Source organism: Pseudarthrobacter sp. NamE5, assembly GCF_005796225.1.
Lineage (GTDB): Bacteria > Actinomycetota > Actinomycetes > Actinomycetales > Micrococcaceae > Arthrobacter.
In genome coordinates this window covers 24,867-46,968 of the sequence record NZ_VAHO01000005.1, presented here as the reverse complement: position 1 = coordinate 46,968, position 22,102 = coordinate 24,867, and the positions used below count along the sequence as shown (strand labels likewise).

The window sequence follows — 22,102 nt, the reverse complement described above, 5'->3', positions numbered from 1 at the left end:
TCGTAAAACTACAGCTACCCTATCGGCATCGCCAAAACGCACTTCGCTAGCAGTGTCAAAAATGCGTCGATGAAAAGACTTAGTTGACCGATCCCTTCAACGAGCTGACAGTGAGCGTCCCAAAATGCCTCCGTCTCTTGCGGATTCTGGGGCCACCTATACTTCGTCTAGTCATTCGCGCCGTAACTGCGTTCGAATGACGCGGTACCGCGACTTAGAAACGACTAAAATCGGCGATCACGCCCGCGTTGAGCTGGAGGGTAATCACTGTGTTTGTGCCGACTTTAGCCTTCGCCAAATCGCTTGCGCGGCGCGGAATTCGTTTTGGCTGCAACGAGTGCAGGACGGCCTTCCGTTACCTAGTTATGCCAGAAACGAAGGCGGCAACGGCTCGATTACAGTAATGCCTCGCCCAGCTGCTCCTAATATTCCTGATGACGAGAATAGTAGAAGTATTTCTTCTTTGCCAGATTCGGCCTCAACTCCCCGGACAGTAGGAACGACGCGGGCCCATCGATCCTCGTCACACCGATCGAAGGCGCTCGATGTGACGTCGCTGTTCCTTCTCGTCTTGCTTAATATGGACACTCACCAAAACTTTCCCGCCCTCTGGCTTGTAGTAGATGCGCCCCATGTTCTCGCTTCCTGCGATTCCAGTGGCCAGTTTCGACACTTCACGCCAACCGCGAAGACCTTCGAGGTCCCGCCCCGAGAGCTGACCCATATCAATTTGCGTTAACGCGCGGAGGATGGACGCCGGCGCGTCAAGATTCGCGATTATTTCTACGCTATCCAGCACAAAGGCGAGGCGGGCGAAGGCATTATCCAGGAATCCAACAACGCCTCGACGGGGAGCTGCATGCATTTCCGCCCGCCGGCGACGCACAAAGGCTTCTTGCCCGAGTTCGTCAAGTCGCTGCTCTAGCATCTCGATTGTTGTTTCGAAACCGCCAATTCTCGCGTCGGCAACCTCAGCTTGATGACGATAGTTAACAACTGCATGACGAAGATCAGAGTTCTCGCTGAGCGCCAGCTCTAAAAGTTCTTCGGTATCCGTCTGCCTTACCGAATAAGCCTCAGCATCCGCATTTTCTTCGTTTGACTTAGTAACTATAGCGATTTGATCGTGCAACGACTTCTGGTACGCAAGAGACCTATCCAAGGCCTGCATAAGCTTGGTTTCGTTATCTGTAGCCCCTACCAAGCGCTGCCGGAGAGAATCGACCTCTTTCTCCGAATGGCTCAGGCGCTCCGACAATTCAGCTGTCAGATCCAGCAACTGCTCAACTCTGGTTGCAAGATCCTCAAGTGGGGATACTGTTGGCGCTGCTGGCAGCCCTAGGCTTTTCGGTGCAGGCGAGAGGACCGCGGCAACCTGGGCTGCAACTTCGGCACGTTCACTCTTGGTACGGAGGCGAGCAAACCAGTCATAGAACTTGCCATCACTTGCAGGCCTATAACTAACATCCCAGCGCTGAACGGCCAGACCAGCACTCTCAAGGGAATTAACGACGTCACTGGCAAGCCGCTCGGATCCGTTGAACACCAAATAGTGACCAAAGTCGTTGGTGTCAAGGGTCCACTCACCTTTGAGCCCCTCGAAGGCGGGCCGGTTATGGGTCTCCATCGCTGCCGGCGCATAAGGGACATCAGCACCAGCCAGCAAGAACCGCTTACAGTCCCCGATCTCCCATGATGGACCGGCAAGGTCGATTAAGTCACCCTTTTGCACGGGATACACCGCGCCTTCATAAACAATGCCGCCGTAGCCATTTGGAGTGATCCGAACGGGCCGTTTCACTTCCCCATACATAAAGGATGAACCGTTGACAACCCGAACGACTATTTGCAACGCGGCCATCCGCTAGGCCACCGACGCACATCGGCAGGCAGGGTCCCCCCATTTGCGCTTGCATACCGCGCACGGTTGAAAGTACAGATGTTCCGTCAGCTGCTCTTGCGTTGCTTGATCAGGACCTCCAAAACGGGCGAATGCCGTGCGCTTGTGTTTGTATAGCACGTCTCCCGGCACCATTGCGGGATCCGCCTTGTCGGCCACATTTGCGCGGATAGTTAGGCCTCCCCCCGGGGATGATATTCCTGCACCACCGGCATCGAGATCTTCCTTAAGCTCACTCCCCGGAAGTGCAATGCCGAACTCCAGGTCGAAATATGAGGCCGTAGCTTTGTCTTGGCGCTGACTTGATGTGGCGCTGAGGGACAGAATCAAATCCTCGTCGATCTTGATGTCCAGTTCCAGTCGTTCAACCAATGGGGGCGCCGTTTCGTCCACGTCGATCGCTATGACGCCAAGAGAGGTCCTAGGATCGCTGGCCTGCGGCTGCTCCGTCAATTGCGTCGGAGTAACTATCGAGAACTTAGCAACACCATCCGTTGGATCGGTGCAGAAAAGGTGAAACGAGTCCTCGCATGAGTCCCCGTCAATTGGCATCCGCGTCCCAGCTCTCAGCAGGGGGAGTCTGTAACCGCGCGCCATCTCCAGCTCAATCTGTTTGGCCAGGACCAGCCGCTGGGCATCGTGTGCAATCCAAGCTGCTCCTTGAGAAACGAGTGTTGAGCTGTTTGCCGGCACAATTACACGTCCAGGCCCAAACAACTCGTGCATGCGCCTACGGATACTTGGCATCGCAGCCATGCCTCCAGCGACTAGACAAAGGGAGACTTGGGCCGGGGCCATGCCCACACTGTCGAGCAAAGCTTCAATTTCCCGTATTCCCTGATCAACGAGAGGACGGGCTATCGCATCAAATTCCTGGCGACTTAGTGTGTACTGGAGTGTCGTACCTGAAACAGGGAAGTAGTTCGGAGTGTAAAACGTAACTTCTGCACGATCTGAAAGGGCGATCTTATTCCGCTCCGTCGACTGCAGTAACCGGAGCCGGGCCTCGCGGCTAGGTCGATCGTTGTCAGCAATGCAATGACTGTTCGAAAACCTGCCTACGACTTCGTCGCGAATAACTTGATCAAATCTATCCCCGCCTACCTGATCCGTTCCACCGTTTCGGAGTTGGAGGATTCTGCCGGGCTCAATCCGACACAAAGTGAGGTCTAGGGTCCCTCCACCCCAGTCAACGACGAGCACATTTTGCCGCATAAGACCTCTGATCGTGCTTTCGGCGTCAGTCCCTCCCCGAAGATATCCGTATAACGCTGCCAAAGGTTCGTGAACAAATTGAGCTACCGAAATTCTCGCCTGCGAACAGGCATCTCGCAGAGCCCGCCGCCTTGGTCCGTTCATACTCACCGGAATGGTGACGACAGCGCGGGCAAGGTCGCCAAGCACTTCTCGTTGTCGGCTTTGCAGTGATTCTGTACGCACGTGCCGGATGACGTCGGCGACAATGTCCACGGGGCTACGATCAACACCACCAACACTTACAACCTCTTGACCCAGTAGAAACTTGGGCGAGCGCACGGTGCTGCCGTGGACTCCCAGCCCCACCTCCTCTAGCGCGTTACGTGCCTCACGGCCAACGATTACTTCCTCGCCCTCATACCGCACAACGGAAGGGTGCGGACGCCCTTCCTCATCGACAACGTCAATTACACGATCGCCAACAACGACCGATACCAAACTATTGGTTGTGCCAAAGTCAAACCCCGCTATCATTGCGTTCCCCCGCTAGTGTCTTTGAGTCTTGTAACTTCCGTGTCTATGGCATTAAGTGCGCGATCCACGAACTCCTCAGCGACCTGCGTGCTTCCGTGGCGTAGTGCATGTAGTCCATCGCTCAGCAACTCAACCTGAGCGGTTAGCCGACGAATGATCAACGTGCGAAGCGCTTCATAGTCATCTACATGATGGCTCTTATCCACTGCACGATTGCTGCGTTCCCGACGAAGCTCGCGGCCTAAAGAGTCAAGGGTCTGCTCAAGGTCAGCTATTTGCGCCCTCGAAGCATCAAGCTCCGTTGCCAGCGTCTTGCGTGCTGATTCAGCGTGTTCCGCTCGTCGCTCCTGAAATGCCCTTTGCGCCAGTGCGTCAGCCGTAGCCCTTTTTGCGCGCCCATTGTGCTGTTCAAAATGCCGTGACAGGCGGCCTAAAGCTTCAGTATTCTTGGCTGTAGCCAGAAGCGCGGCAGTTCCCTTCGAGATCCTAGTAGACGGAGACGTTCGCCAAATCAGCGTTGCCATATCTTTAACAAACTGATCCTCCGTCCATTGCTCACGGAGTATTTGAAATAGCTCGAACGTGATGACCGCGTTTACTCGCAGGCGTTGCCTCTGAGCACTCATAACTTCCGAGGATTTCTTCAGGCCCAAAGCCTCATGTGCTCGCTCCTCCGCCAGTGCGCTTATGTCTTGCGCCGTGAGAGCAGTCTCGGGTGAATTACTAGCCAGTCGTCGGACCACCTGCTCAAAAACCCTGTTCTCTGCCAATGCGACAACTACGAGCTCAAGTATTCGCTGCACTGCGCGATGATCAACATCCTGCTGCGCGACAGCTGCCAACAGCGTGGGCGGCACTGCAAGATAAGGATCGCCCTTAGCCAAATTCTTGACGATCAGAACTTCATCTTGCTTAGATTGTTCATCCGACGAGAGCGCGAATAAGCTGGTACGAGGAAAGACCAGTTTACGGCCCGGGTTCTCATATGCGTATTGGAACAGCTCGCGCACCGATTCGAAGGGCGAATTTTTCACTCCAACCGGACCTGGCATGTCGACAGTAGATTCTTCAGGCTCCGAGAAGTATTTGCTTACTGCATGCCCATCAATTGGGCGCTGATTTTTGGTCACGTTTTTGAAGCTCCTTGGGCTTGAAGGCGACGCTGTAAATCTGCATACCAAGTCTCCGCCTTGCGGCTGTGGCGAAGGTACTCGGCGTGCCGGCTTGCAGCAGTGAGGTCACCGGCAGCGTACGAGTGCTCGGCCGCAACTAAGTGCAACTTGAACATGTCACGAGGTAGCTGGCCGCTAATTTGTGAAAGGGCTTCAGTAACATCTGCTGCAGCCGAACCGTCAAGAGGCAAGGCACTCCATATAAGGACCTGCTCGATAGCTGAATCGCTGAGCGCTGAATCTAGGCCCGGATGCGCCGCGTCGCCGATCGCCGCACTCCGCCAAGGTAATCCATGAAGCAAAGCCTGAAAGCGCAATGAAACCTCAGACACGCGCTGACTCTTTGTTCGTGCCATTGCCCTTTGAAATTGATTGTAATGGAATGCGACTATTCCACAAATAGCCTCGGCAGGAACACGGTCGAACGTTCCGAGTATACCCACCGCTTTGTCATATTTACTTTCGTATTCCTCACTTTTGCCGTGCCTACCGCTAACTCCAGACTCGGCAAGTTCCTCGCGTGCGAGAACACCGTAAAGATAGAAAGCAAGACCTGAGGCATAACGCTCCGCGCTCCGATACCCCATTGCACGCATGATGAAGTCATCGACGGCTTGGGCGCTCAGCTCCCGAGCATCAATAAGACGTGCCAACGCAGCGTCAACACCGTCAAGGTCATCTTCCTCCGCGAGGGCGAATTCAAACTGGGACTTCTTGACCACTTCCGAGTTAACTAATGTCACATCCACTATCCCGCTACGCTGGGCTGTCAAGAGTTCGATAGCACTGTCAGCCGACATCTGCACATCATTAACTTCGACGATGTTGGAGCTCCGGATTTCCCAATCATGCGCGGAAGTTGCCGTAGTAATGGTAAGCCGACTTCTACCACATTCCCTGCCTCTGAACACAAGAACCGGACGTCTGACCGCGTGGCCCTCAAAGCTATGTACGCGCAGATCGCGCTCAGAGGAAAATTCAATTCGACACTTAGAACACACGAAGGCTGCAGGCTTGGGTTCAACTTGGTTATTAGGACCGTCGCCAGTGACTTCCCGAAATTCCATATAGCCGGTTTGCCAAAAACCCATTTTACTCCGGCACCTAGACTACGAAGAGCTGCACAGGAGCGAAGGCAAAACTTGGGCTTTGCTCTGCCTTACGTTTGCGACTCACAACACGGGCGACATGAGGCCTGGAAACCCGTTTAAGTACAAATATGGCACAGCTGGCAGCCTTACCAGCTAGTAGTCGCGCACCGCTTCGTGCCCTGATAAAAACAAGTCGGAAGTACTCCACGTCCTTGCACCTCTCACAACCCCCAACGCCATCCCATTCCAAGGGCTGGTCCCATCGTTGAGACTACTTGCCTTCATTGCTTGAAAAACAAAAATCAAGAGATCGTTCGGAAACCTTCAGTTGTTCTTGAGCCAATCTTGAGATTCCAGCCCATAAAGACCTCTTCAGACATGCGACCCGCGGGGAAGTACCTACTCTGTGTAGGACTAATGCCCCACAGCCGCCGCTGTCGCATACACATCCGCAGGCATTGGCCGATGAAGCTTCCACGTGATCGCGATCGGCTTCTCGCCTGAGTGCTGCACGTAGTCCACCTGACCAAGGCAAGTGTAAGGAACAGTCAGCCCGGTCTCGTCGTCCGCCGTGTCCCTCGTGAAGATCAGAATCCTCGAGCCGTGGGAGGCCCGGTCAAGGTACCGCCGTCCCGTTTTGCTGGTTGGCGACGTCGCGTTTTGAGATTCCCAGTGGAACAGCTCGGGACTGATGGCGTAGTCCTTATACATCGTCGTCGCAGAGTGCTTCTTGTCGTCCTTGTTCAGGGTGACGAAGAAGGCGTCAGTGGACGTAGCCGAACACCATGCGACGCCTTCCCGGTGCTGGACGTTCTTGCCCTGTTCCAGCGAGCCGTACTGCAAGGCCGCCAAAACCTCCTCGCGCCGGTACGTGGCGTGCGACAGCAGCGGGATGTGCTGCAGCCCAGCGCCTAGGCCCTTGGCAGCGTGCTTGGATGCGGACACCCCCAGCTTCACCACCTGGCGGATCTCGCGGCACACAAACTGATAGCCGCGCAGGTGGTCCAGGCCGTGGTCGTACGTTGTGAATCCGCCGCCGTCATCCCACAGCGTGTAGAACAGCATGCGTGCAAAAGTCTGCTCGCGCATGCCAAGGTCCGCGTAGCGGGGCGCATCAGGAGCAACCAGCATCGAATAGGCAGCGGCCCGTTCCGGATCGTCCACATGGATCAGCGCGGCCATACGGCCCAGTAGCTTCTTTTCCTCCGCGTCCGACAGCTCCTCAAGCTTCCCGCGCAATGCGGTCTCCAGTGGTGAGAGCCCCTCGATCAGTCCTGCCTGGCGGAGGTAACCGGTCCACGAGTCCCTGGTGGACCGGTAGATCGTCTTCACGTCGTTCCCCGACTGCTCCAGATAGGCCTCCAGCTCGGTCTCGGCGTAGGAGGCAATGTCCCGGACCAGCTGCGCCCGGTTGAACCGCAGCTGTGCCTTGATGTTGTCCAGGACCACCTTCTGCGCCACCCGGTCCAGCACGATCTGCGAGCCGGAGGGTAGGTAGGGGAACTCGTCCTCGACAGCCTTTTCCAGCTCCTTGCGCCCGTAGCCGGTCAGCGCCCGGTAGCGCAGATCAAAGCGGAACTCACGGCGCTGCTGGCCGATGAAGTCCAGGACCGTCAGCACCGCTTTGCCCTCGGCCCGCCGGAGCCCACGTCCCAGCTGTTGTAGGAAGACCGTGGCGCTCTGGGTGGGCCGGAGCAGCAGGATTGTATCCACCTGCGGCAGGTCCAGGCCTTCATTGAAAAGGTCGACGGCGAAGATGCAGTTGATCTCCCGGTTGCCCAGGCGCCTGAGGGCTTCCTCGCGGTCAGCATTGTCAGTGGTGCCGTCGACGGCGACGGAGGCAATGCCGGCCCGGTTGAATACTTCGGCCATGTAGCGGGCGTGCTGGACGGAGACGCAGAAGCCGATGGCCCGCATCTGGTCGGTGCTGGTGACTTTGTCCCTAAGTTCGCGGATCACCTTGGCGGCGCGGGCGTCATTGCCCGTGTAAAGGGCGCTCAGCTGGGTGGTGTCGTAGTTGCCGCGCTTCCACTCCAACTGGCTCAGGTCGACGTCGTCCGAGACGCCGAAGTAGTGGAACGGCACCAGCAGGTCCGCGTCGAGTGCGTCCCAGAGGCGAAGTTCGCTGGCTGTGCGGCCATCGAAGAACTGCTTGGCGACGTCGACGCCGTCGCCACGTTCCGGGGTCGCCGTGAGTCCGAGGAGCTGCTGCGGTTTCAGATGGTCGAGCAGGCGGCGGTACGTGGGCGCCATGGCGTGGTGGAACTCGTCGATGATGACGACGTCGAAGAAGTCTGGCTCCAGCTGCTCGATGCCGAGGGAAGAGAGCGACTGAACGGACGCAAAGATGTGCTTCCACTCCTGCGGCTTGTGCTCCCCCACGTAGAGCTCACCGAAGGCGCCGTCCTGCATGACGTCGCGGTAGGTGCGCATTGCTTGCTTCAGGATTTCCTGCCGGTGGGCGACGAAGAGCAGTTTTAGATCTCTGCCGGCGGTTTCGCTTAGCCGTTTGTAGTCCAGAGCCGCGATCACTGTTTTGCCGGTGCCCGTGGCGGCGACCAGAAGGTTGTGGTTGTAGCCCTTGAGGCGCTCAGCTTCCAAGTCCTCCAGCATCTCCTCCTGATGGAGGAATGGCTGAACCTCAAGCCCGGTGGCTGCATCCGGTGCCGCTGTTCGCCGACCGCCGTTACGTTCCAACGCATCGTCCAGCTTTTCGCCGTCGCGCTCCGGGTCATAGCTCTGGAAAGCCCGCTGCTCCCAGTAGCTGTCGAAGGTGACCTCGAACTTCTGCAGGAGGGCGGGTGTTGCGACGGAACTAAGCCGGACGTTCCATTCAAGCCCGTCGAGGAGAGCAGCCTGGCTCAGGTTTGAGCTGCCTACGTAGGCGGTGTCGAATCCGGTGTTACGACGGAACAGCCAGGCCTTAGCGTGCAGCCTGGTGGCCTGGGTCTCGTAGCTGATTTTCACCTCAGCCCCGTACCGGTTGACCATCTCGTCTATAGCGCGGCGTTCCGTCGCGCCCATGTAAGTGGTGGTGATGACGCGGAGCTTTGCTCCGCGCTCTTTGAGCTGCTGTAAGGCAGGTTCCAGGAGCCGCAAGCCGGTCCATCGGACGAAGGCGCAGAGAAGGTCAACGGTGTTCGCGGACTCTATTTCTGCTCGGAGTTCGGCGGCGAGGTTGGGCTCGTCCTTGCTGTTAGTAAGCAGAGTCGAATCGCTAAGCCTCGTCGCGGGACGGCGCAATTGACGGTGTCTAACGACGTCAGGACGTTGAAGGTAACGAAGCTCCGTGGGGCCCCCCGTTATGCGGTCGGGATAGTTGATCTCCGCGAGAAGGCGGTTGGCGAGCCCCACCCGCTGCTCCGGTGGCGCCTTGGATAACGCTTGATGAACGGCGTCCCCGATCTGGCGGGAAAGAATACCAGGCACATCCTCGTCATTCACATCAAAGAGCCCTGCCTGCAGGGTAGGCACCAGCGCTAACCGATTTTCAAGACTTTGTGTGTGCAGGAGTTCGTACAGCCCCTCACTCAGGTGTACTCCAGCGCGTCCCCCATCATTTTCTTCCACTGCGCCAGGCTAATTGGTAGTTGGGACAAAACCAACCAACCAGTATGTGTAACCTCAAGTCTGAGTCCTACGCCTGTAATCGTGACACTCGAGAATTGGCTGCCATCGTTGGCGCAGAGCTGGGCTCGAAGCCAGAGCTTTCAAAGTTGGGTCCCGGCCGGGTTGCCTCTAATCTTACGACATGCTCAACTGTCCATCCATTTCGTCCTGGCTGCGCCAATTCAATGCCGCCGAACGTCCCCTTGCGGAACTCATTCTTTCAAAATTGCGCTTCGTTACCAATGATGAAATTGCTCACGATCTATCAGAAGCGTTGATGGAGAAAGTGGACATAACTACTCGACGGCAATCGCAGATAATTATTGAATCGATTATCCCGTTCGAGGATATCAAGCGTTATTGGCGCGACCAAATAGGTAAGGACCAAGAACCAGAACGCGAGCCAGAACTTTATCAGGATTACTACCCATCCGAAGTCCGCGACTACGACTCGGGGTCCGAAAAGCTCCTGGATGTGATCATTAGAAGCGAGTACCGGCGAGTCCAAGACAGGTATGCAGCAGCAAGGAAACCTCACCCTATAGTTCGCACCCGACATGAAATCAACGCACTCAAGGAGTCCTCACAGAAAGTTGACTTCATCTTAATAACTGACAACATAGGGTCAGGAAAACAAGTAATCGATGCTCTTGATAGGCTTGCTGCGTTCTGCACTACCGGACCCTTTTCGAATTGCGATGTTAGAATCTCAGTAATAGCCTGGACCGCCACAAAAGCCGGCACTGAAGCAATTACAACCTGGGCAAGCACGATGCCACCGACGTATGGAAATATCTATAAGTTAGTTGCGCAATCATTAATTGATCATTTGAACATTTTCTCCCTGAATTTGACGCAGACTTATCACGACTTAGGCGATCTTGAATCGCGTGAACAACTCTTCGACCTATTCAGAAAGTATGGCGATCCCAAAAATAAGAAAAAACATACTCGGGGTCTCGGCTTCAGAAAAATAGCTTCACGAACGGTCTTGCTCGGGTCGTCGTGCCCCAACACTGTTCCCGACTTTTTGTACTCATCTTCCGGGAGCGAAGGATATGTGCCACTATTCCCCGGCAAACGTATCCCACCGGATATAAACGAAGTTATGGTCCACGATACTCGCTATAACCCTCAGCACACAGAGGCGAAAGAACGCCACGAGCAACGGATACGAAAGCAGCACCTATTGGTAGCCGCCAACCGACCGGTCAAACGTGGAGATGCGAAATGGGGGATTCTAGTGCTTGCGGTGGCCGGGACTGCTCGCGAGGAGGCGATCCTTTCGAGCAACATCTCGTACCACCGTTTTCGTCAGGCGGAACGGCAACTGATAGCACTAGGATGGCTCACTGCTGACTTCACTGCCACAAAAGAAGGCGAGAATTCCGTGCGGACATACGGGCGCAAGAGTAATCAAGCCGATTATGCCTCCGCTCGGAGATACATGAAGCGGAAAGTTGACGCGCGCAACGTCACATACTATCCTCAGTCTTTGCGTGGGGTGAGGTAAACCTAGTTAGTCGTCTAATTTAGTCGGCACGTATCCGCAAGCAAGCGCGACATCGGCTTCAACCCGGAGATTTGGCTTCAGCCAGACCTTTATGCACAATGCCAATTTGGTTTGTGTAGGTGGATAGTTGCTTCATGCCGTCGCTTCTGCCAAGAATACATATAACCGGATAAACTGATCAAGGCCTACGAAATTCAATCTGAATTTCTCCGGCATGAGGGAAATCAATGGTAGGAATCGCCTCGCCTCACGCCTACAGCGCTGCGCTTTCCGCTCGAGGAGGCTCGCCACAGTTATTGCGAGAAATTCGAGAAATTGATCGCCTAACTCGATCCTCACACGTTATACCGCTGTACACTCTTACGCACCTTTGCACGGTGGCCAAGGTACCGTATGAGGCTGCTCGCGATGTTATCTTCAACCACCGTGCGCACTATTCAGCTAGGAAACTTAAGAAGCACTCCGGGAAGGGGTTTAGAACTATTCATGCGCCCTCCCCCCACCTCAAATCTCTGCAACTGGCTATTCTGGAAAATTGTCTCCCCAAAAGGCCAACCTCTGATTTGTCATATGCCTATGAACCCCGTCGGAACACGCTGGAAGCGGCTCGCCGCCATATAGGCGCCAAAACCATGATTCAACTCGACCTCGCTGATTTCTTCGGCTCCATAAGCTCGACTGCACTATACAAAACTTTTGTCGGTTTCGGCTATCCCAAATTGCTAGCGTTCGAGATGTCCTTGATTTCGTCGGTCGGCCACGAGGTGACTCTCCGCGGACCCGACGAGAAAGGGGTGGTCTACGAGCTTCTGAAGTCGGGGCGGCTTCCACAGGGGGCTTCGACAAGCGGCAAGCTTTCCAACCTTGTCTGCATTGGTTTAGATCAGTTGTTGGGAGAGGTGGCCACGGCGTGGGGCGGAATCATCACCCGATATGCGGACGATATTACGTTTTCAACGGGCCACGCGGTCAGTCGGAGCGAATGCAATTCCATCCTACGAGATCTTAAGAGTGCCATACACGTTTCTGGTTTTACTATGAATGAGCGCAAGACCCGGGTTACTCGTTCCGGCCAAGAGCATAGGGTTCTTGGCCTCTGCGTCGGTCAGGATTCTGTATGGCTTAACCGAAACTACAAGAATTCGATACGGGCCCATTTATACGGCCTCGAGAAAAATGGACTCGCCGACCACGGGATTCATAGAGGGTTTTCCTCTGATCAGGAATTCATGAGCTTCATATGGGGACACTATGCTTACTGCGTCTATGTCGACCCTGACTTCGGCGCCGAAATGCGTGCGCGCCTGGAGCTTGCAGGAGTTGAGAGGGTGTGACCCGTCAGGTTAGGTCGATGAAAGTTCCTATCCGCCGCTGCCGGTACATAGGGACCGAACCCAAGGCCGGCCTCAACGACGCCCACCGGGTCCACCAGCACGCTCCGCCCCGCAGACACCAGGGGCCTGGCACACCTCTGCCACGTCGACGTCGCGACGTCCAAAAAGACCGCGACCAGCCCACGAGGCCCGTGACCACCAGGTTCGCCACCGAGGTGTCATGCTTCTCGCTGAGCCGGCCGAAGACCGCCTTGGGCACGACGGAGTCGCGGCCCAAGGCGTACAGCAGGCGGGAGGCGCTGGCCTGCGTGGCGAGGCTGGAGACGAACTGCGCCACCACCAGGCCGGCCAGGAACACGGCACCGAACAGGAAACTCATCCGGAAAGCACGCACCTGGCACGGCCGGTGCGTGCTTTCGGCCGGGGAGAATGGCTTTGAGAAGTTCGCAGTCGTTGCCCTGCTGCGATTGAGCAGAAGGAAGCTATGACCTCGCACCCGGTTACGCCACGTCTTAACATGCAGCGGCCTGGACCCCAGGACCGCCCCGACCCAAAGCCCGGGAAGCTGTGGACTCTAGTTGTCGGTGTGATCTTGGCTGTGCTTCTTGCTGGCGGGCTTGGTGTGGTGGTCTTCATCGTTGTCAAGGAACATCTAGAGCTACCCCCAGCCGAAGCGGCACGCACCGCCGTTACTCTGATTGGGGTTCCCACTGCCGCCGGTGCAGTCTTTGTGGCGCTCCGAAGCCTTCGCTTGAAGGAACAGCAACTGCACGCGGACCAGCAGCGAGTTGTAGACGCGTACCGCACCTATGCTCTGGCCTTCGACACTGAGCACAGCCGTCGGCAATATGACCAAGAGCGAGAATTTCGTGCGCGGTATGTGTCCGCTGCTGAGCAGATTGGACATGATTCAGCTGCAGTCCGCCTTGCCGGTGTTAACGCCATGGCACACCTTGCTACAGACTGGACAGAGCAGCGGCAGTCATGTGTCGATGTACTATGCGCCTATCTTCGCCTCCCTCACTTGAAGATGACAAGCAGCAACCCGGCCGATGCTGATATTGATGATCCGGCAGATGGGGAAGTGCGTCGGACGGTACAGCGTCTGATCGCGGAGGGATTTAAGAAAGATGCAGAGGGGAAACCTTCTTGGCCCGACACTGACCTTGATCTTGATCGTGCTGAACTCAATGACTTCATACTGGAAGATGCAGTAATTCGAAGGGCCTCCTTTAAGAGGACTGTATTCCGTGGGCCCACCATGTTTCAGGGAGGAAGCAGTAACAATGTTTCGTTCCAAAGCGCCGTTTTCCTTGGGCGCACATCCTTTGCACGTACAGTATTCGGAAAGTCTGATTTTAGCGGTGCCGCTTTCCATGATTATGTGCGCTTTGACATCTTCTATGATGAACGTCCCGCGTTCATTTACAACTCATTCATGGGCACAATGCACGTTTCAGCCCTAGCGGACAGAAACTATAATTTCAAGCGGGCTTCTTTTGCCGTTGAACCAACCAAAGGCAAATGGGTATCCTATGAAGCTTGTCGGTTGAATGGTCTTCCTTATGAACCACCTTCAACTAGCGACGGCGCTTTTAAGAACAATGAGGCTTAGGTAACGGGCGCCACATGCCCTGAAGCACTCTCGGCTTCTGGTAAAAACTACAGACATCCAGGGTACGTCCTCCTTACTAGGAAGGTGCCGAATTTGAGCAAAAGTAAACAAAGGCCACGCTCGGGACAATGGCTTGGCTGGTGGTTTACATTTCGCATCTTTTGCTTGGGCTGTTCACTTCACACCCAAAAATGTACCAAATACTAGAACTGATATGATAAACACTGGATAGAGCTCGCCCGCGCGGCGTTCAAAGCCAGCCACTGCTCTGTCTTGTACTCCCCCGGCACCCAGGACGAGCAGACCAGCAGGACCTGCGCGCCGGCGTCTGCCAGTGACCTGGCCAGCTCCGGGAAACGCAGGTCGTAGCAGGTCATCAGCCCGAACAGCGCTCCCCCGTGTTCGAACACCACCGGGTCAGTGGACGGTCCCGGCTTGATGAACGTCGACTCGCCGAAGCCCTGCGCGTCGAAAAGGTGGATCCGGTAGAAAGCCAGCCGAGAGAGCAGGTAGGCGCAGATGACGGCGCTGATCACCGGGACCACCATGTAGGACACCGCCGTAGGCATGTGAGGGAAGTGACGGCGTCCGACCCCAGGCACGAGTACGCGGAGTTGGCGGCGCCGGCGGAGATGGTAGCCGTCGCTAATCTTTCCTCGACACCCTATCGCTTTGCTTTGCCTAATCCTTAGGACGCCTGACCGCGGCTCACCCTCTGCCGAGCAGTGATCCACCTTCATTTCGGCAACGGGGCCTAAAGAGGACCAGAGCCTCCTACAGCCAAGTGCGGTGTTGCTAGGTGTTGACAACCTGGCTACCCAGCAATTGCAAAGCGTGATCAATTTCTCCCGTCCGGGCTCCCCCAGCCATATCCTTTAGTTGGATGAGAGCTCAAAGCCGCTACGGCCATAAGAATCAACTCTTGTGGACGATTTGTAGCCCCCAAGGCGCCATGATCACGAGCCTCTTGAATATGCTCTGGGCGGCGAGATCCCGCGTAAATGAGGAATGGAGTGTGATCACCAGACGCCCGTAATTTGTCGAGCAAGGTGTAACCAGCCCGATTGTCTGGGGGGCGGCCCATGTCGGAGATTATCAGGTTGTATGATTGCCGCCGTACTAGTGCAAGTGCTTGCTCCGTGGATTGTGCCAAATCAATCGTTACCTCCAAGGCTTCAAGCGCTTGTCGCTCATAGACGTTATTTTCAGGCCGATCATCCACCCAAAGGACAACGGAACCTTGAAGACGCCTCTGTGTTCGCTCATCAGGAAGCGCTTGAGCAAGAGCATCGGCAAGCCGGGCTGGGCTTGTTGCCGCCTCAGGCGTTTGACCTGCGGCCGACTTGGCTGTTGCGGCACCAAGGGCTACCGCGGCTTCCACCTGTTTGCGCTGAAAAGAAGCCTCTAACCCAGCCGCTTTGAAGGTTACATCATCAGACTTTAAGAGCTTGCGGAACTCTGACTTGAACGTGATGACAAGAACAAACACAAGCACCGGCCAAAGTATGGCACCTAGCAAGGCGCCTACGGAGGTCAATAGGGCGCTAATCTGTTCGAGTGTCATATGCCTTCATAAACAGGACTCGCACTAGCGGCCATGATGACAACAAGGCCGCACGAATCATTCAATTCGAATTAAAGCACACAATGAACCGCGACTGGCTGGACGCTTGCGCTACAACGCGTCTCCAGCTACAGACCTTGGCTACCTACAGAAACCCTGGCATCCCTTTTGATAGGCAGAAACTCCCCCTGGGGGTCGTACTGGCCGCCTCGTGAGGCTCAGCGGCCGAGGTGCGAACTAAACGGGTCTATACCTCCAGCAAAAACTATCGTAGTGATCTGCATGCAATTGCAGTATCTCGACCGCAATTAATTCATGTCAATGGGCCTTTATTTGTGTCTCTATCGACGCAAGGTAGTTGTCAGCGCAGCATACGCAAGTGGGGCGCGGGGATCATAGCGGGGACGACGGGCGGACTCAACGACTGCGGGCATGCTAGTGGCGGCAGCTATTGTAGCGGAGCCCAATCCCAAACCAAGCTCGAGCATGCTGTCGCTTGAGACACTACTATTAGCAATGCCCATTCCGTGGCCGAAGAGTGCACCAACAGTGCCGACTACAACTTTTGGCCATCGTCGTCGGTTCATGCCCTCACGGAGAAATTCGACCTGCTCTGCAACTCGTTCGCGCATGCGCCTTTCCCAAAGATCATTTTCTGTCGAGGGAATATTCACAGATAATAGAAACTGATCATCGATCCAGCCTCTTAGCCTGCGCAATTCAGAGCTATATTGGTTTTTGAATTCTATAATTTCGCGAGGCGGGATAGAGATGCTAGGGCCAGGTAAAACTTCATGTATTGATCGATATATGAAGTGTTTCCGTTCGATAGATACACTTTCAGTATTGGAGGCCTGGATAAAACGCCGATCATCGGTGATTGGTTTGTAGCTTATCGAACCATCGACACTAAGACTTGACGCCATCAGGCCGGCCATCAGTGGCATGTACCATCTAACAAGGCTGCTAGGTACTCGAAGCCAACCCGACTCATTATCATGACTCCAAGCTTGGCCTTGCTCTTCGAGTTGCCTACGAACTGAGTAAAGTAACTTCTCAGCGCGCATGCTGCGCATACCTTGGTAGCCGGCACTGTCTTCTTCAATAGGGGCGCTTTGAAGCGCAGAGAAGGCTTTCTGCACCTGACTTTGAACTTGGTCGTCTAATAGGGTTGGCGCAGGGTCTACCATCCGAAGCAAGCCAAGATCAATCAGTTCCGCCATGTAGGGGTCATCACTGACAGCCGCCTGAACTGCCTCCGGCACTATTGTCGCCACTTCGTCCCAGTAGAGAAGCGTTCTGCTGAGCCAACCGGTCGGAGGAAAGGTCATTTTAGGGTAATAAAGTGCGACATCTTTCATTGCCAGGATTTTACGCGTATGCAGTCAAAGTGGGCACAACAAGTTACCCTGCCGAGATTCAGGTGACCTTGAACCAAGGCCTGCCAAAAATACGGCGCCGAACAATTGCCCGCCAATCTGCAGGCGATGGCGCCGGCTGCGGACGCCGAGTCCTCGAACACGAAAATTCGTTCACGCGGCCGCTTTGGAATCCAACGCCGGAGAAGGAAGAACCCGGATTCCTCGTTACACAGCCTATTGGCAGGAGCAGTTACCCCGCGACGAGCAAGTACCGGAGCCATTATCTCATTTACTCGAGCTCTCCCAAGTTCCCCTTCCGGGGACAGGACCAGCTGGGTGTTGAACAGCTGGCCTTCAGGGCCGCGTTCGCAGACGCTGCCGGGGACGAGCCAGATGTTCAGGTCTTTGGCGAGCTGTCTGAGCTCTTTGACGCGTGGGCCGTTCAGCGGTTCGGCGCTTGCCTGGAGGCTTTCGGTTCTTTGCAGGTCAGTTCCTCGTCGCCGAAGAGGTGGAGCTCGGGGAAGACCACCAGCTTGCTGTGCGGTGGGGCTTCGAGGGCTGCCTCGACCTCGTCGGCGAAGGCCGAGACAGGTTCGCCGATGAGCCGCGGCCGAGCCTGGGCAGCGACGAGGGGAAGGATGCGTTGCATGGGTTTTTCTCCGCGTTGGGGTGTGACCCGGGTTATATTAGATCAGAATGATCCAATAAAGGGAAGGGGCGGTGATGGGCCGTAAAGTAGCGGATATGACCCGTCAGCTGGAGGACACCGTCGACTCCCCGCGCCTCGGTGCCGGCAGGATGCCCGGGATGGAGCGCCGCAGCGCCATGGATGCCGTGCGCATGCGGATCGGGATGGCGATTTCTCTTGGCTTGTGAAGCCCGGCGAGCGGCTGCCGGACCAGGAGGACGTGGCACTGGGTCTCTCGGTCAGCCCGATTACCGCCCGGCGTGCGCTGGTGAGCCTGGCTGAGCAGGGTGTTGTGGTGCGCCGCCGCGGCCGGGCCGGCGGGACCTTTGTGGCGGATGCGCCGCCTTCTGATGTTTTGGCGGAGCTCTCGGCGTCGCCGGCGGAGTCCCAGGCAGTGAACCGGCTGGTGGACCGGCGTTTGCTGTTTGAGTGCGCGGTAACGCACTATGCGGCAGTCAATGCCACTCCTGAACAGGTGGATGAGCTGGGGCGGCTGACGCGTGAAATGGCAGAGTCAAGCGACTGGTCCTACTACCACCGGATGGACGATCAGTTCCACCAGCTGGTGGGCACGGCGTCATGCCTGGACAACGCCGTCGAGGTCTACCACGAGACCCTCGCCGAGCTGTACGACTACTTCATCCCCTACCCCATAGAGAAGCTGCACAAGTCCAACCATGATCACATCGCGCTGGTGGCCGCCCTCCGGGCCCGCAACGTTGAGGAAGCGGTGGAGGTCTCCCGGAAGCACGTGGACATCCTGCACCGGACCATGTTTATGGGGCTGGCGCAGGGCGGAACTGGCACGATGTCGGAGTGATTCGTCTGTTGTTTTCTACCTCAAAGCCGCCGTTGCCCTTGTAGGAAATGCTTCGCGCAGGAATTCTTATCCCCGCATGTTGCCGGTCATCTCCCCTATCTGTTCGAGCGGTGCCGTCTGAAGAGGGTTATTTCTATCTCGTCGGCTCGAACACGCCTCGCCCCATTCAGCCGTACGCTTGCCTGGTCGGCCCAACGGCAGAGGAGCCTGCAGTACCGTTCGTATGTTTCTGGCCACCAACCCGCTGTGGGTGCCTGTGGCCACGCATCCATGCCGAGATTCTTTGACACCACCTGATCCAGAATGATGTGCTTCGGGGCGATCTCACTGCCTTGGGCGAAGTACAGGAATTTGGTGGAAAAGGCAGGCCCAAACCAAGGTATTCGTCCAGCGCCTCGATCCGTGGTCAAAACCCGGTAGCCATCGCGGAGAGGTGCCCCATCCTGAACCAAAGCCCAGGCTGCTACGAGACGCTGTCCCGCTTCTTCCTGGTGAGCGGCCAGTCCGTCAAGCCGCTGACGAAGTCGCGGGGCTCGACTGCCCAGGCCCCAAGCAAGAGAGTAATAGAACAATTGGAAGGCATTGGCGACTGTAGGGGTCCGGTCACCAAGATCAAAAACTTCCTTGCGAGTGACCGCTATACGCTCCGTTCCTGCTAGTTTCCCCTGAACGAGTGGCAGTCCACGAGCACTAAGCTCGCGTTTCCAGCGGGCACTATCCACGGCCACCGCGTGGTTCATCACGGCGCCGGAACCTGGCAACTTCGCGAAAACGTCGTCGGGCAGGTCCGCATTTTCGTTAATCATGAGCCGACTCTACTGGGCTGGCTGCCAAGGAGATGCAGAACACTCTTCATAGTCAGCGGTGCAGATTGCGTATTAATACTGCATTCGCGCAGCGCGTGCAGCTATGGCTAAATGTCGCTCCACCATCAGCTATGAATGAACGCATGAAGAATTCTTGGGCCGATTTGGAGTCGCAAAGCATCCGGCAAGCGATCGAGCTATGGCACGCGCTCGGTAGCGAGGAATTTATATCGCGGACCAGGTTCAAGGAATCTCACCGCTACGTTGTCATTGACCGAGGGCAGGCTATTGCCAGCAAACCCTTGGTTGCCATGGCTTTTCAGCTTCAGCTCGGCTGCGGCAAAGATGGGCCTCCCAGGCTCTCGAGAGGTGAGCAGACACGAGCCATTTTGGAACGTTTGGGCTATGAGCTGGTAGATATCCAGGGGGAGACACCTCTTGACGCCCCCGGACTTCCTGCGATCAATGTTGGTCCTAACACCCGGTTTTGGTGGGCAAACCAGTCTGTAAATTTTGATCCTGTTTACGAAGACGGGACGCTCTGGGCGCCTCTGAGGGACCGCCGCGGCCAGCAAGTCGATCATTGGCGCACCTTGGACAGTGCCTTACCAGGTGACCTTGTTCTTCACTATGCGAGCCCAGAAGTTCGTGGCATCAGCCGCGTGGCTACTCGACCGCGGCCGGCCTACCCGCCCCGGGGTTACAACGACGTAACTCCCGACACTAGGGGCAAGTTGGTACTAACCGACCCCCTCCACCCAATTCGGGTTGCACGAGACGTTGCTTTAGCAGCGCTCAACAATGGCGTGGGCCCCGTCACCGCGAGTGGGACTTTGAGGAACGGATACGTCTTTCCCATCGAGGCTGATAGTGCCCTCAAGCTGCTTCGGCAGGGAGGTCTGGAGGTAACGATTGAAACCCTGGAACACCAAGGGGTTGAATCCAAGTTTTCCGAGCGCTATCCGGGCACACCGACCGATAGGTTGGCTACCGTGGCGGTACGTGCCGAGCAGCGATTCCTTCGAAACCAACAACTTCGGCGATGGGGCAGCAGGTGCTCGCTCTGCGACCGACGCCTTCCAGAGGAACTCTTGGTCGCGGCTCACATCAAGCCCCGCTGGGCCTGCTCAGAGGACGAACGCATGGACACGCTGAATGTGTCCATGCTCGCGTGCCTCTTCGGCTGCGATGCCCTGTTCGAGCTCGGCTACGTCGCCGTTGATGGGCAAGGAAGTATTGAGCGAGGTCATCGCAGTACTGACGGAGTCGAGGACCGGGTAGCTGACATAGTCGGCCGCCCATGCAGAGCCCACAGGGACGGTTCAAGAAAATACTTTGAATGGCACCGGCAATATCATGCGGGCACCCGGAGCTGACAGCTTAGGCCTACCGCCCGATGCCCATCGAGCGATGCTCACTTCACCGGCATAACTCATTTTCGACCGACGTGAGCCTAAACACCGGCCAGCCCGGCGTACAGACAAGGGCGTGCCCAGCTAAATCCCCTACACGGCTTAGCCAGGAAACATGGAGGAGCGGTGCCCCGTTTCTCAGGTCTTGGCCAATACCAGGCGGGCAACTAGTCCTCTCGGCCATTATTGCGTCAAGACTTGGTCAAGATAGACGAAGGTTTCGCCGAGAATTGAGAAAAACTGATTATAGGTGCGACTACTAAGTGAAGAATTGATTGATCCGCATCAGAGGGAGCCGCTGAAGCGCTTTTTGCGCCTGACGACGGCGTCCACTATCGCGGTCGACAGGGGGATCACTTTGAAGAGCACGAAAATATCGACAGCCAGGGCTTCTATGTTCCGCGCCTCCAGCTGGCAATGCATGCTCTCCGCAAGCATTACAGGCCTACAAGCGGATGGTATGACAAAAGTGGTGGCGAGGGCCGCAGCAGCAGCTGCCAAGAACGAGCTCGTCGAACATCGATCCTAAAACTTGTCTAGCGAATTGGCTGCGCTGGCTATAGCCCTGCCACCGCTCGGGACGGTGCTGGTTCAAGACCAAGGAGCGGCACCGGGCAACGGTTGCTCCACAACCACGAACAAGGAAGCAAAAAATGAGGAAGTTTGTAATCGCTCTTGCCGCAGCGGCAACGCTGGCGCTGTCCGCTTGCGGCACCGGAAATGACTCCGCCAGCCCCAAGACCACAAGCACTCCTATCTCCGCGCCCTCCGCAGAGCCGGTGGTCAAGACGACTCCGACGCCGACCAAAACCAAGGACGAGAAGCTGAGTTCTCGCGGAAACCTGCTGATGAGTCCTGGAACTTTCGGCACGATCAGTGAAGCGTACTCCGGCACACTGCAAGCTAAGTTCGCTGTTAACTCCATTGCGCCCATCGAGTGCACTAGCGACATGGCCAGCTACTACAAGCCTGAGAACGGCAACCTGATTGCCCTTGATCTAGTAGTGGAAACAACGCCAGAGCTGGTTAATGACCGTAACCCTACATTTCGGCTTAGCGGCTATGACTTCAAGTACATTGGCGAGAATGGGACCACCTTCAACGGCAGTCTGAGTTCCGCCGCCACCTACGGTTGCATCGATGACTCACTCATCTTCCCGTCGGCGGGCATGGGGCCCAATGAGAAAGTTACCGCCAAGCTCATCCTTGATCTGCCAGCAGCTCATGGAACCCTGGTGATGCTTGGAAATAACGGCAAGGGCTTGAGTACGCGTTCTGATCGGACATGAGCGTGCCGGCACCCGGTCGAAGGACGTGGCCACCGGAAACGCAACTCTATGCATTGACTCTGAGAAGGACCGGTTTGACGAGCGGCAGCAACGAGCGAATAATCACTGCCGGTCTCATTGCATTGGAATGAACCGTGAAGGGCGCGCCCGGATACACGAGACGCGCCCTTCCTCAAGCCAACTTATTTGAGGCTTCA

19 protein-coding genes are annotated in these 22,102 nt (G+C 56.3%); 6 read left to right on the top strand and 13 right to left on the bottom strand.

Features of this window, described 5'->3' with window-relative positions; translation table 11 throughout:
• Positions 1 to 523 precede the first annotated feature (523 nt).
• The 5 genes from FDW84_RS08075 to FDW84_RS08055 all read right to left on the bottom strand — a co-directional run bounded on the left by FDW84_RS08075 (position 524) and on the right by FDW84_RS08055 (position 9,428).
• Positions 524 to 1,861: a hypothetical protein gene (locus FDW84_RS08075; protein WP_138608333.1), complete on the bottom strand. Its 1,338-nt coding sequence runs from the start codon at positions 1,859 to 1,861 to the stop codon at positions 524 to 526.
• A gap of 3 nt (positions 1,862 to 1,864) precedes the next feature.
• Positions 1,865 to 3,631: an Hsp70 family protein gene (locus tag FDW84_RS08070; RefSeq protein WP_138608331.1), complete on the bottom strand. Its 1,767-nt coding sequence runs from the start codon at positions 3,629 to 3,631 to the stop codon at positions 1,865 to 1,867.
• Positions 3,628 to 4,761: a hypothetical protein gene (locus FDW84_RS08065; RefSeq protein ID WP_138608329.1), complete on the bottom strand. Its 1,134-nt coding sequence runs from the start codon at positions 4,759 to 4,761 to the stop codon at positions 3,628 to 3,630. Before FDW84_RS08065 ends, FDW84_RS08070 begins: the two co-directional genes overlap by 4 nt.
• Complete coding sequence (locus FDW84_RS08060; protein WP_138608327.1) at positions 4,758 to 5,894, bottom strand: hypothetical protein; 1,137 nt, start codon at positions 5,892 to 5,894, stop codon at positions 4,758 to 4,760. The genes FDW84_RS08065 and FDW84_RS08060 overlap by 4 nt, the downstream gene beginning before the upstream one ends.
• Before the next feature lie 414 nt (positions 5,895 to 6,308).
• Positions 6,309 to 9,428: a DEAD/DEAH box helicase gene (locus FDW84_RS08055; protein WP_171046731.1), complete on the bottom strand. Its 3,120-nt coding sequence runs from the start codon at positions 9,426 to 9,428 to the stop codon at positions 6,309 to 6,311.
• Between the two features lie 217 nt (positions 9,429 to 9,645).
• On the opposite strand from FDW84_RS08055, the gene FDW84_RS08050 reads away from it, so the two are divergent.
• Together FDW84_RS08050 and FDW84_RS08045 are read left to right on the top strand one after the other, a co-directional pair.
• Positions 9,646 to 11,016, top strand: a complete 1,371-nt coding sequence (locus FDW84_RS08050; protein WP_138608323.1) for a phosphoribosyltransferase-like protein — start codon at positions 9,646 to 9,648, stop codon at positions 11,014 to 11,016.
• A gap of 227 nt (positions 11,017 to 11,243) precedes the next feature.
• Complete coding sequence (locus FDW84_RS08045) at positions 11,244 to 12,350, top strand: reverse transcriptase family protein (RefSeq protein WP_138608321.1); 1,107 nt, start codon at positions 11,244 to 11,246, stop codon at positions 12,348 to 12,350.
• 4 nt (positions 12,351 to 12,354) lie between these two features.
• Here FDW84_RS08045 and FDW84_RS19690 read toward each other — a convergent pair whose 3' ends face one another.
• The gene (locus FDW84_RS19690) at positions 12,355 to 12,729 is read right to left on the bottom strand and encodes a hypothetical protein (protein ID WP_240721436.1); all 375 of its coding nucleotides are present in this window, start codon (positions 12,727 to 12,729) and stop codon (positions 12,355 to 12,357) included.
• Between the two features lie 207 nt (positions 12,730 to 12,936).
• Here FDW84_RS19690 and FDW84_RS08030 point away from each other — a divergent pair, with 207 nt between their 5' ends.
• On the top strand, positions 12,937 to 13,965 hold the full coding sequence (locus FDW84_RS08030; protein ID WP_138608319.1) for a pentapeptide repeat-containing protein: 1,029 nt from the start codon (positions 12,937 to 12,939) through the stop codon (positions 13,963 to 13,965).
• A gap of 203 nt (positions 13,966 to 14,168) precedes the next feature.
• On the opposite strand, the gene FDW84_RS19490 is transcribed toward FDW84_RS08030, so the two are convergent.
• The 5 genes from FDW84_RS19490 to FDW84_RS19680 form a co-directional block, all read right to left on the bottom strand.
• Positions 14,169 to 14,534 carry a nitrilase-related carbon-nitrogen hydrolase gene (locus FDW84_RS19490; RefSeq protein WP_240721435.1) on the bottom strand — a complete coding sequence of 122 codons (366 nt, stop codon included), beginning with the start codon at positions 14,532 to 14,534 and terminating at the stop codon, positions 14,169 to 14,171.
• Between the two features lie 269 nt (positions 14,535 to 14,803).
• Positions 14,804 to 15,529 (bottom strand): response regulator, encoded by a 726-nt coding sequence (locus tag FDW84_RS08020; RefSeq protein WP_138608316.1) that lies wholly within the window; start codon positions 15,527 to 15,529, stop codon positions 14,804 to 14,806.
• Positions 15,530 to 15,870: 341 nt separating this feature from the next.
• Positions 15,871 to 16,890 carry a hypothetical protein gene (locus FDW84_RS08015; RefSeq protein ID WP_138608314.1) on the bottom strand — a complete coding sequence of 340 codons (1,020 nt, stop codon included), beginning with the start codon at positions 16,888 to 16,890 and terminating at the stop codon, positions 15,871 to 15,873.
• Positions 16,887 to 17,336 (bottom strand): hypothetical protein, encoded by a 450-nt coding sequence (locus tag FDW84_RS19685; RefSeq protein WP_240721448.1) that lies wholly within the window; start codon positions 17,334 to 17,336, stop codon positions 16,887 to 16,889. Before FDW84_RS19685 ends, FDW84_RS08015 begins: the two co-directional genes overlap by 4 nt.
• Positions 17,333 to 17,539, bottom strand: a complete 207-nt coding sequence (locus FDW84_RS19680; RefSeq protein ID WP_240721434.1) for a hypothetical protein — start codon at positions 17,537 to 17,539, stop codon at positions 17,333 to 17,335. Before FDW84_RS19680 ends, FDW84_RS19685 begins: the two co-directional genes overlap by 4 nt.
• A 95-nt stretch (positions 17,540 to 17,634) precedes the next feature.
• Here FDW84_RS19680 and FDW84_RS19885 point away from each other — a divergent pair, with 95 nt between their 5' ends.
• The gene (locus FDW84_RS19885; RefSeq protein WP_256371718.1) at positions 17,635 to 17,766 is read left to right on the top strand and encodes a hypothetical protein; all 132 of its coding nucleotides are present in this window, start codon (positions 17,635 to 17,637) and stop codon (positions 17,764 to 17,766) included.
• A complete protein-coding gene (locus FDW84_RS08005) occupies positions 17,763 to 18,398 on the top strand; it encodes a FadR/GntR family transcriptional regulator (RefSeq protein ID WP_240721433.1) in 636 nt (211 codons plus the stop codon). The genes FDW84_RS19885 and FDW84_RS08005 overlap by 4 nt, the downstream gene beginning before the upstream one ends.
• Positions 18,399 to 18,493: 95 nt before the next feature.
• On the opposite strand, the gene FDW84_RS20010 is transcribed toward FDW84_RS08005, so the two are convergent.
• Both FDW84_RS20010 and FDW84_RS19290 read right to left on the bottom strand, forming a co-directional pair.
• Positions 18,494 to 19,138, bottom strand: coding sequence for an 8-oxoguanine DNA glycosylase OGG fold protein (locus FDW84_RS20010; RefSeq protein WP_371419154.1), 645 nt, complete (start codon positions 19,136 to 19,138; stop codon positions 18,494 to 18,496).
• A gap of 1,193 nt (positions 19,139 to 20,331) precedes the next feature.
• Positions 20,332 to 20,517, bottom strand: a complete 186-nt coding sequence (locus FDW84_RS19290; RefSeq protein WP_171046715.1) for a hypothetical protein — start codon at positions 20,515 to 20,517, stop codon at positions 20,332 to 20,334.
• 752 nt (positions 20,518 to 21,269) lie between these two features.
• On the opposite strand from FDW84_RS19290, the gene FDW84_RS07995 reads away from it, so the two are divergent.
• A complete protein-coding gene (locus FDW84_RS07995) occupies positions 21,270 to 21,905 on the top strand; it encodes a hypothetical protein (RefSeq protein WP_138608312.1) in 636 nt (211 codons plus the stop codon).
• The last annotated feature ends 197 nt before the right edge of the window (positions 21,906 to 22,102 follow it).

Coding starts and splice junctions, on each gene's coding strand:
- FDW84_RS08045 (WP_138608321.1), top strand. CDS start 11,244: ATGGTAGGAATCGCCTCGCCTCACGCCTACAGCGCTGCGCTTTCCGCT.
- FDW84_RS19490 (WP_240721435.1), bottom strand. CDS start 14,534: ATGCCTACGGCGGTGTCCTACATGGTGGTCCCGGTGATCAGCGCCGTC.
- FDW84_RS19885 (WP_256371718.1), top strand. CDS start 17,635: ATGACCCGTCAGCTGGAGGACACCGTCGACTCCCCGCGCCTCGGTGCC.
- FDW84_RS08060 (WP_138608327.1), bottom strand. CDS start 5,894: ATGGGTTTTTGGCAAACCGGCTATATGGAATTTCGGGAAGTCACTGGC.
- FDW84_RS07995 (WP_138608312.1), top strand. CDS start 21,270: ATGAGGAAGTTTGTAATCGCTCTTGCCGCAGCGGCAACGCTGGCGCTG.
- FDW84_RS08015 (WP_138608314.1), bottom strand. CDS start 16,890: ATGAAAGATGTCGCACTTTATTACCCTAAAATGACCTTTCCTCCGACC.
- FDW84_RS08075 (WP_138608333.1), bottom strand. CDS start 1,861: ATGGCCGCGTTGCAAATAGTCGTTCGGGTTGTCAACGGTTCATCCTTT.
- FDW84_RS20010 (WP_371419154.1), bottom strand. CDS start 19,138: ATGAACCACGCGGTGGCCGTGGATAGTGCCCGCTGGAAACGCGAGCTT.
- FDW84_RS08050 (WP_138608323.1), top strand. CDS start 9,646: ATGCTCAACTGTCCATCCATTTCGTCCTGGCTGCGCCAATTCAATGCC.
- FDW84_RS08020 (WP_138608316.1), bottom strand. CDS start 15,529: ATGACACTCGAACAGATTAGCGCCCTATTGACCTCCGTAGGCGCCTTG.
- FDW84_RS19680 (WP_240721434.1), bottom strand. CDS start 17,539: ATGCAACGCATCCTTCCCCTCGTCGCTGCCCAGGCTCGGCCGCGGCTC.
- FDW84_RS19690 (WP_240721436.1), bottom strand. CDS start 12,729: ATGAGTTTCCTGTTCGGTGCCGTGTTCCTGGCCGGCCTGGTGGTGGCG.
- FDW84_RS08070 (WP_138608331.1), bottom strand. CDS start 3,631: ATGATAGCGGGGTTTGACTTTGGCACAACCAATAGTTTGGTATCGGTC.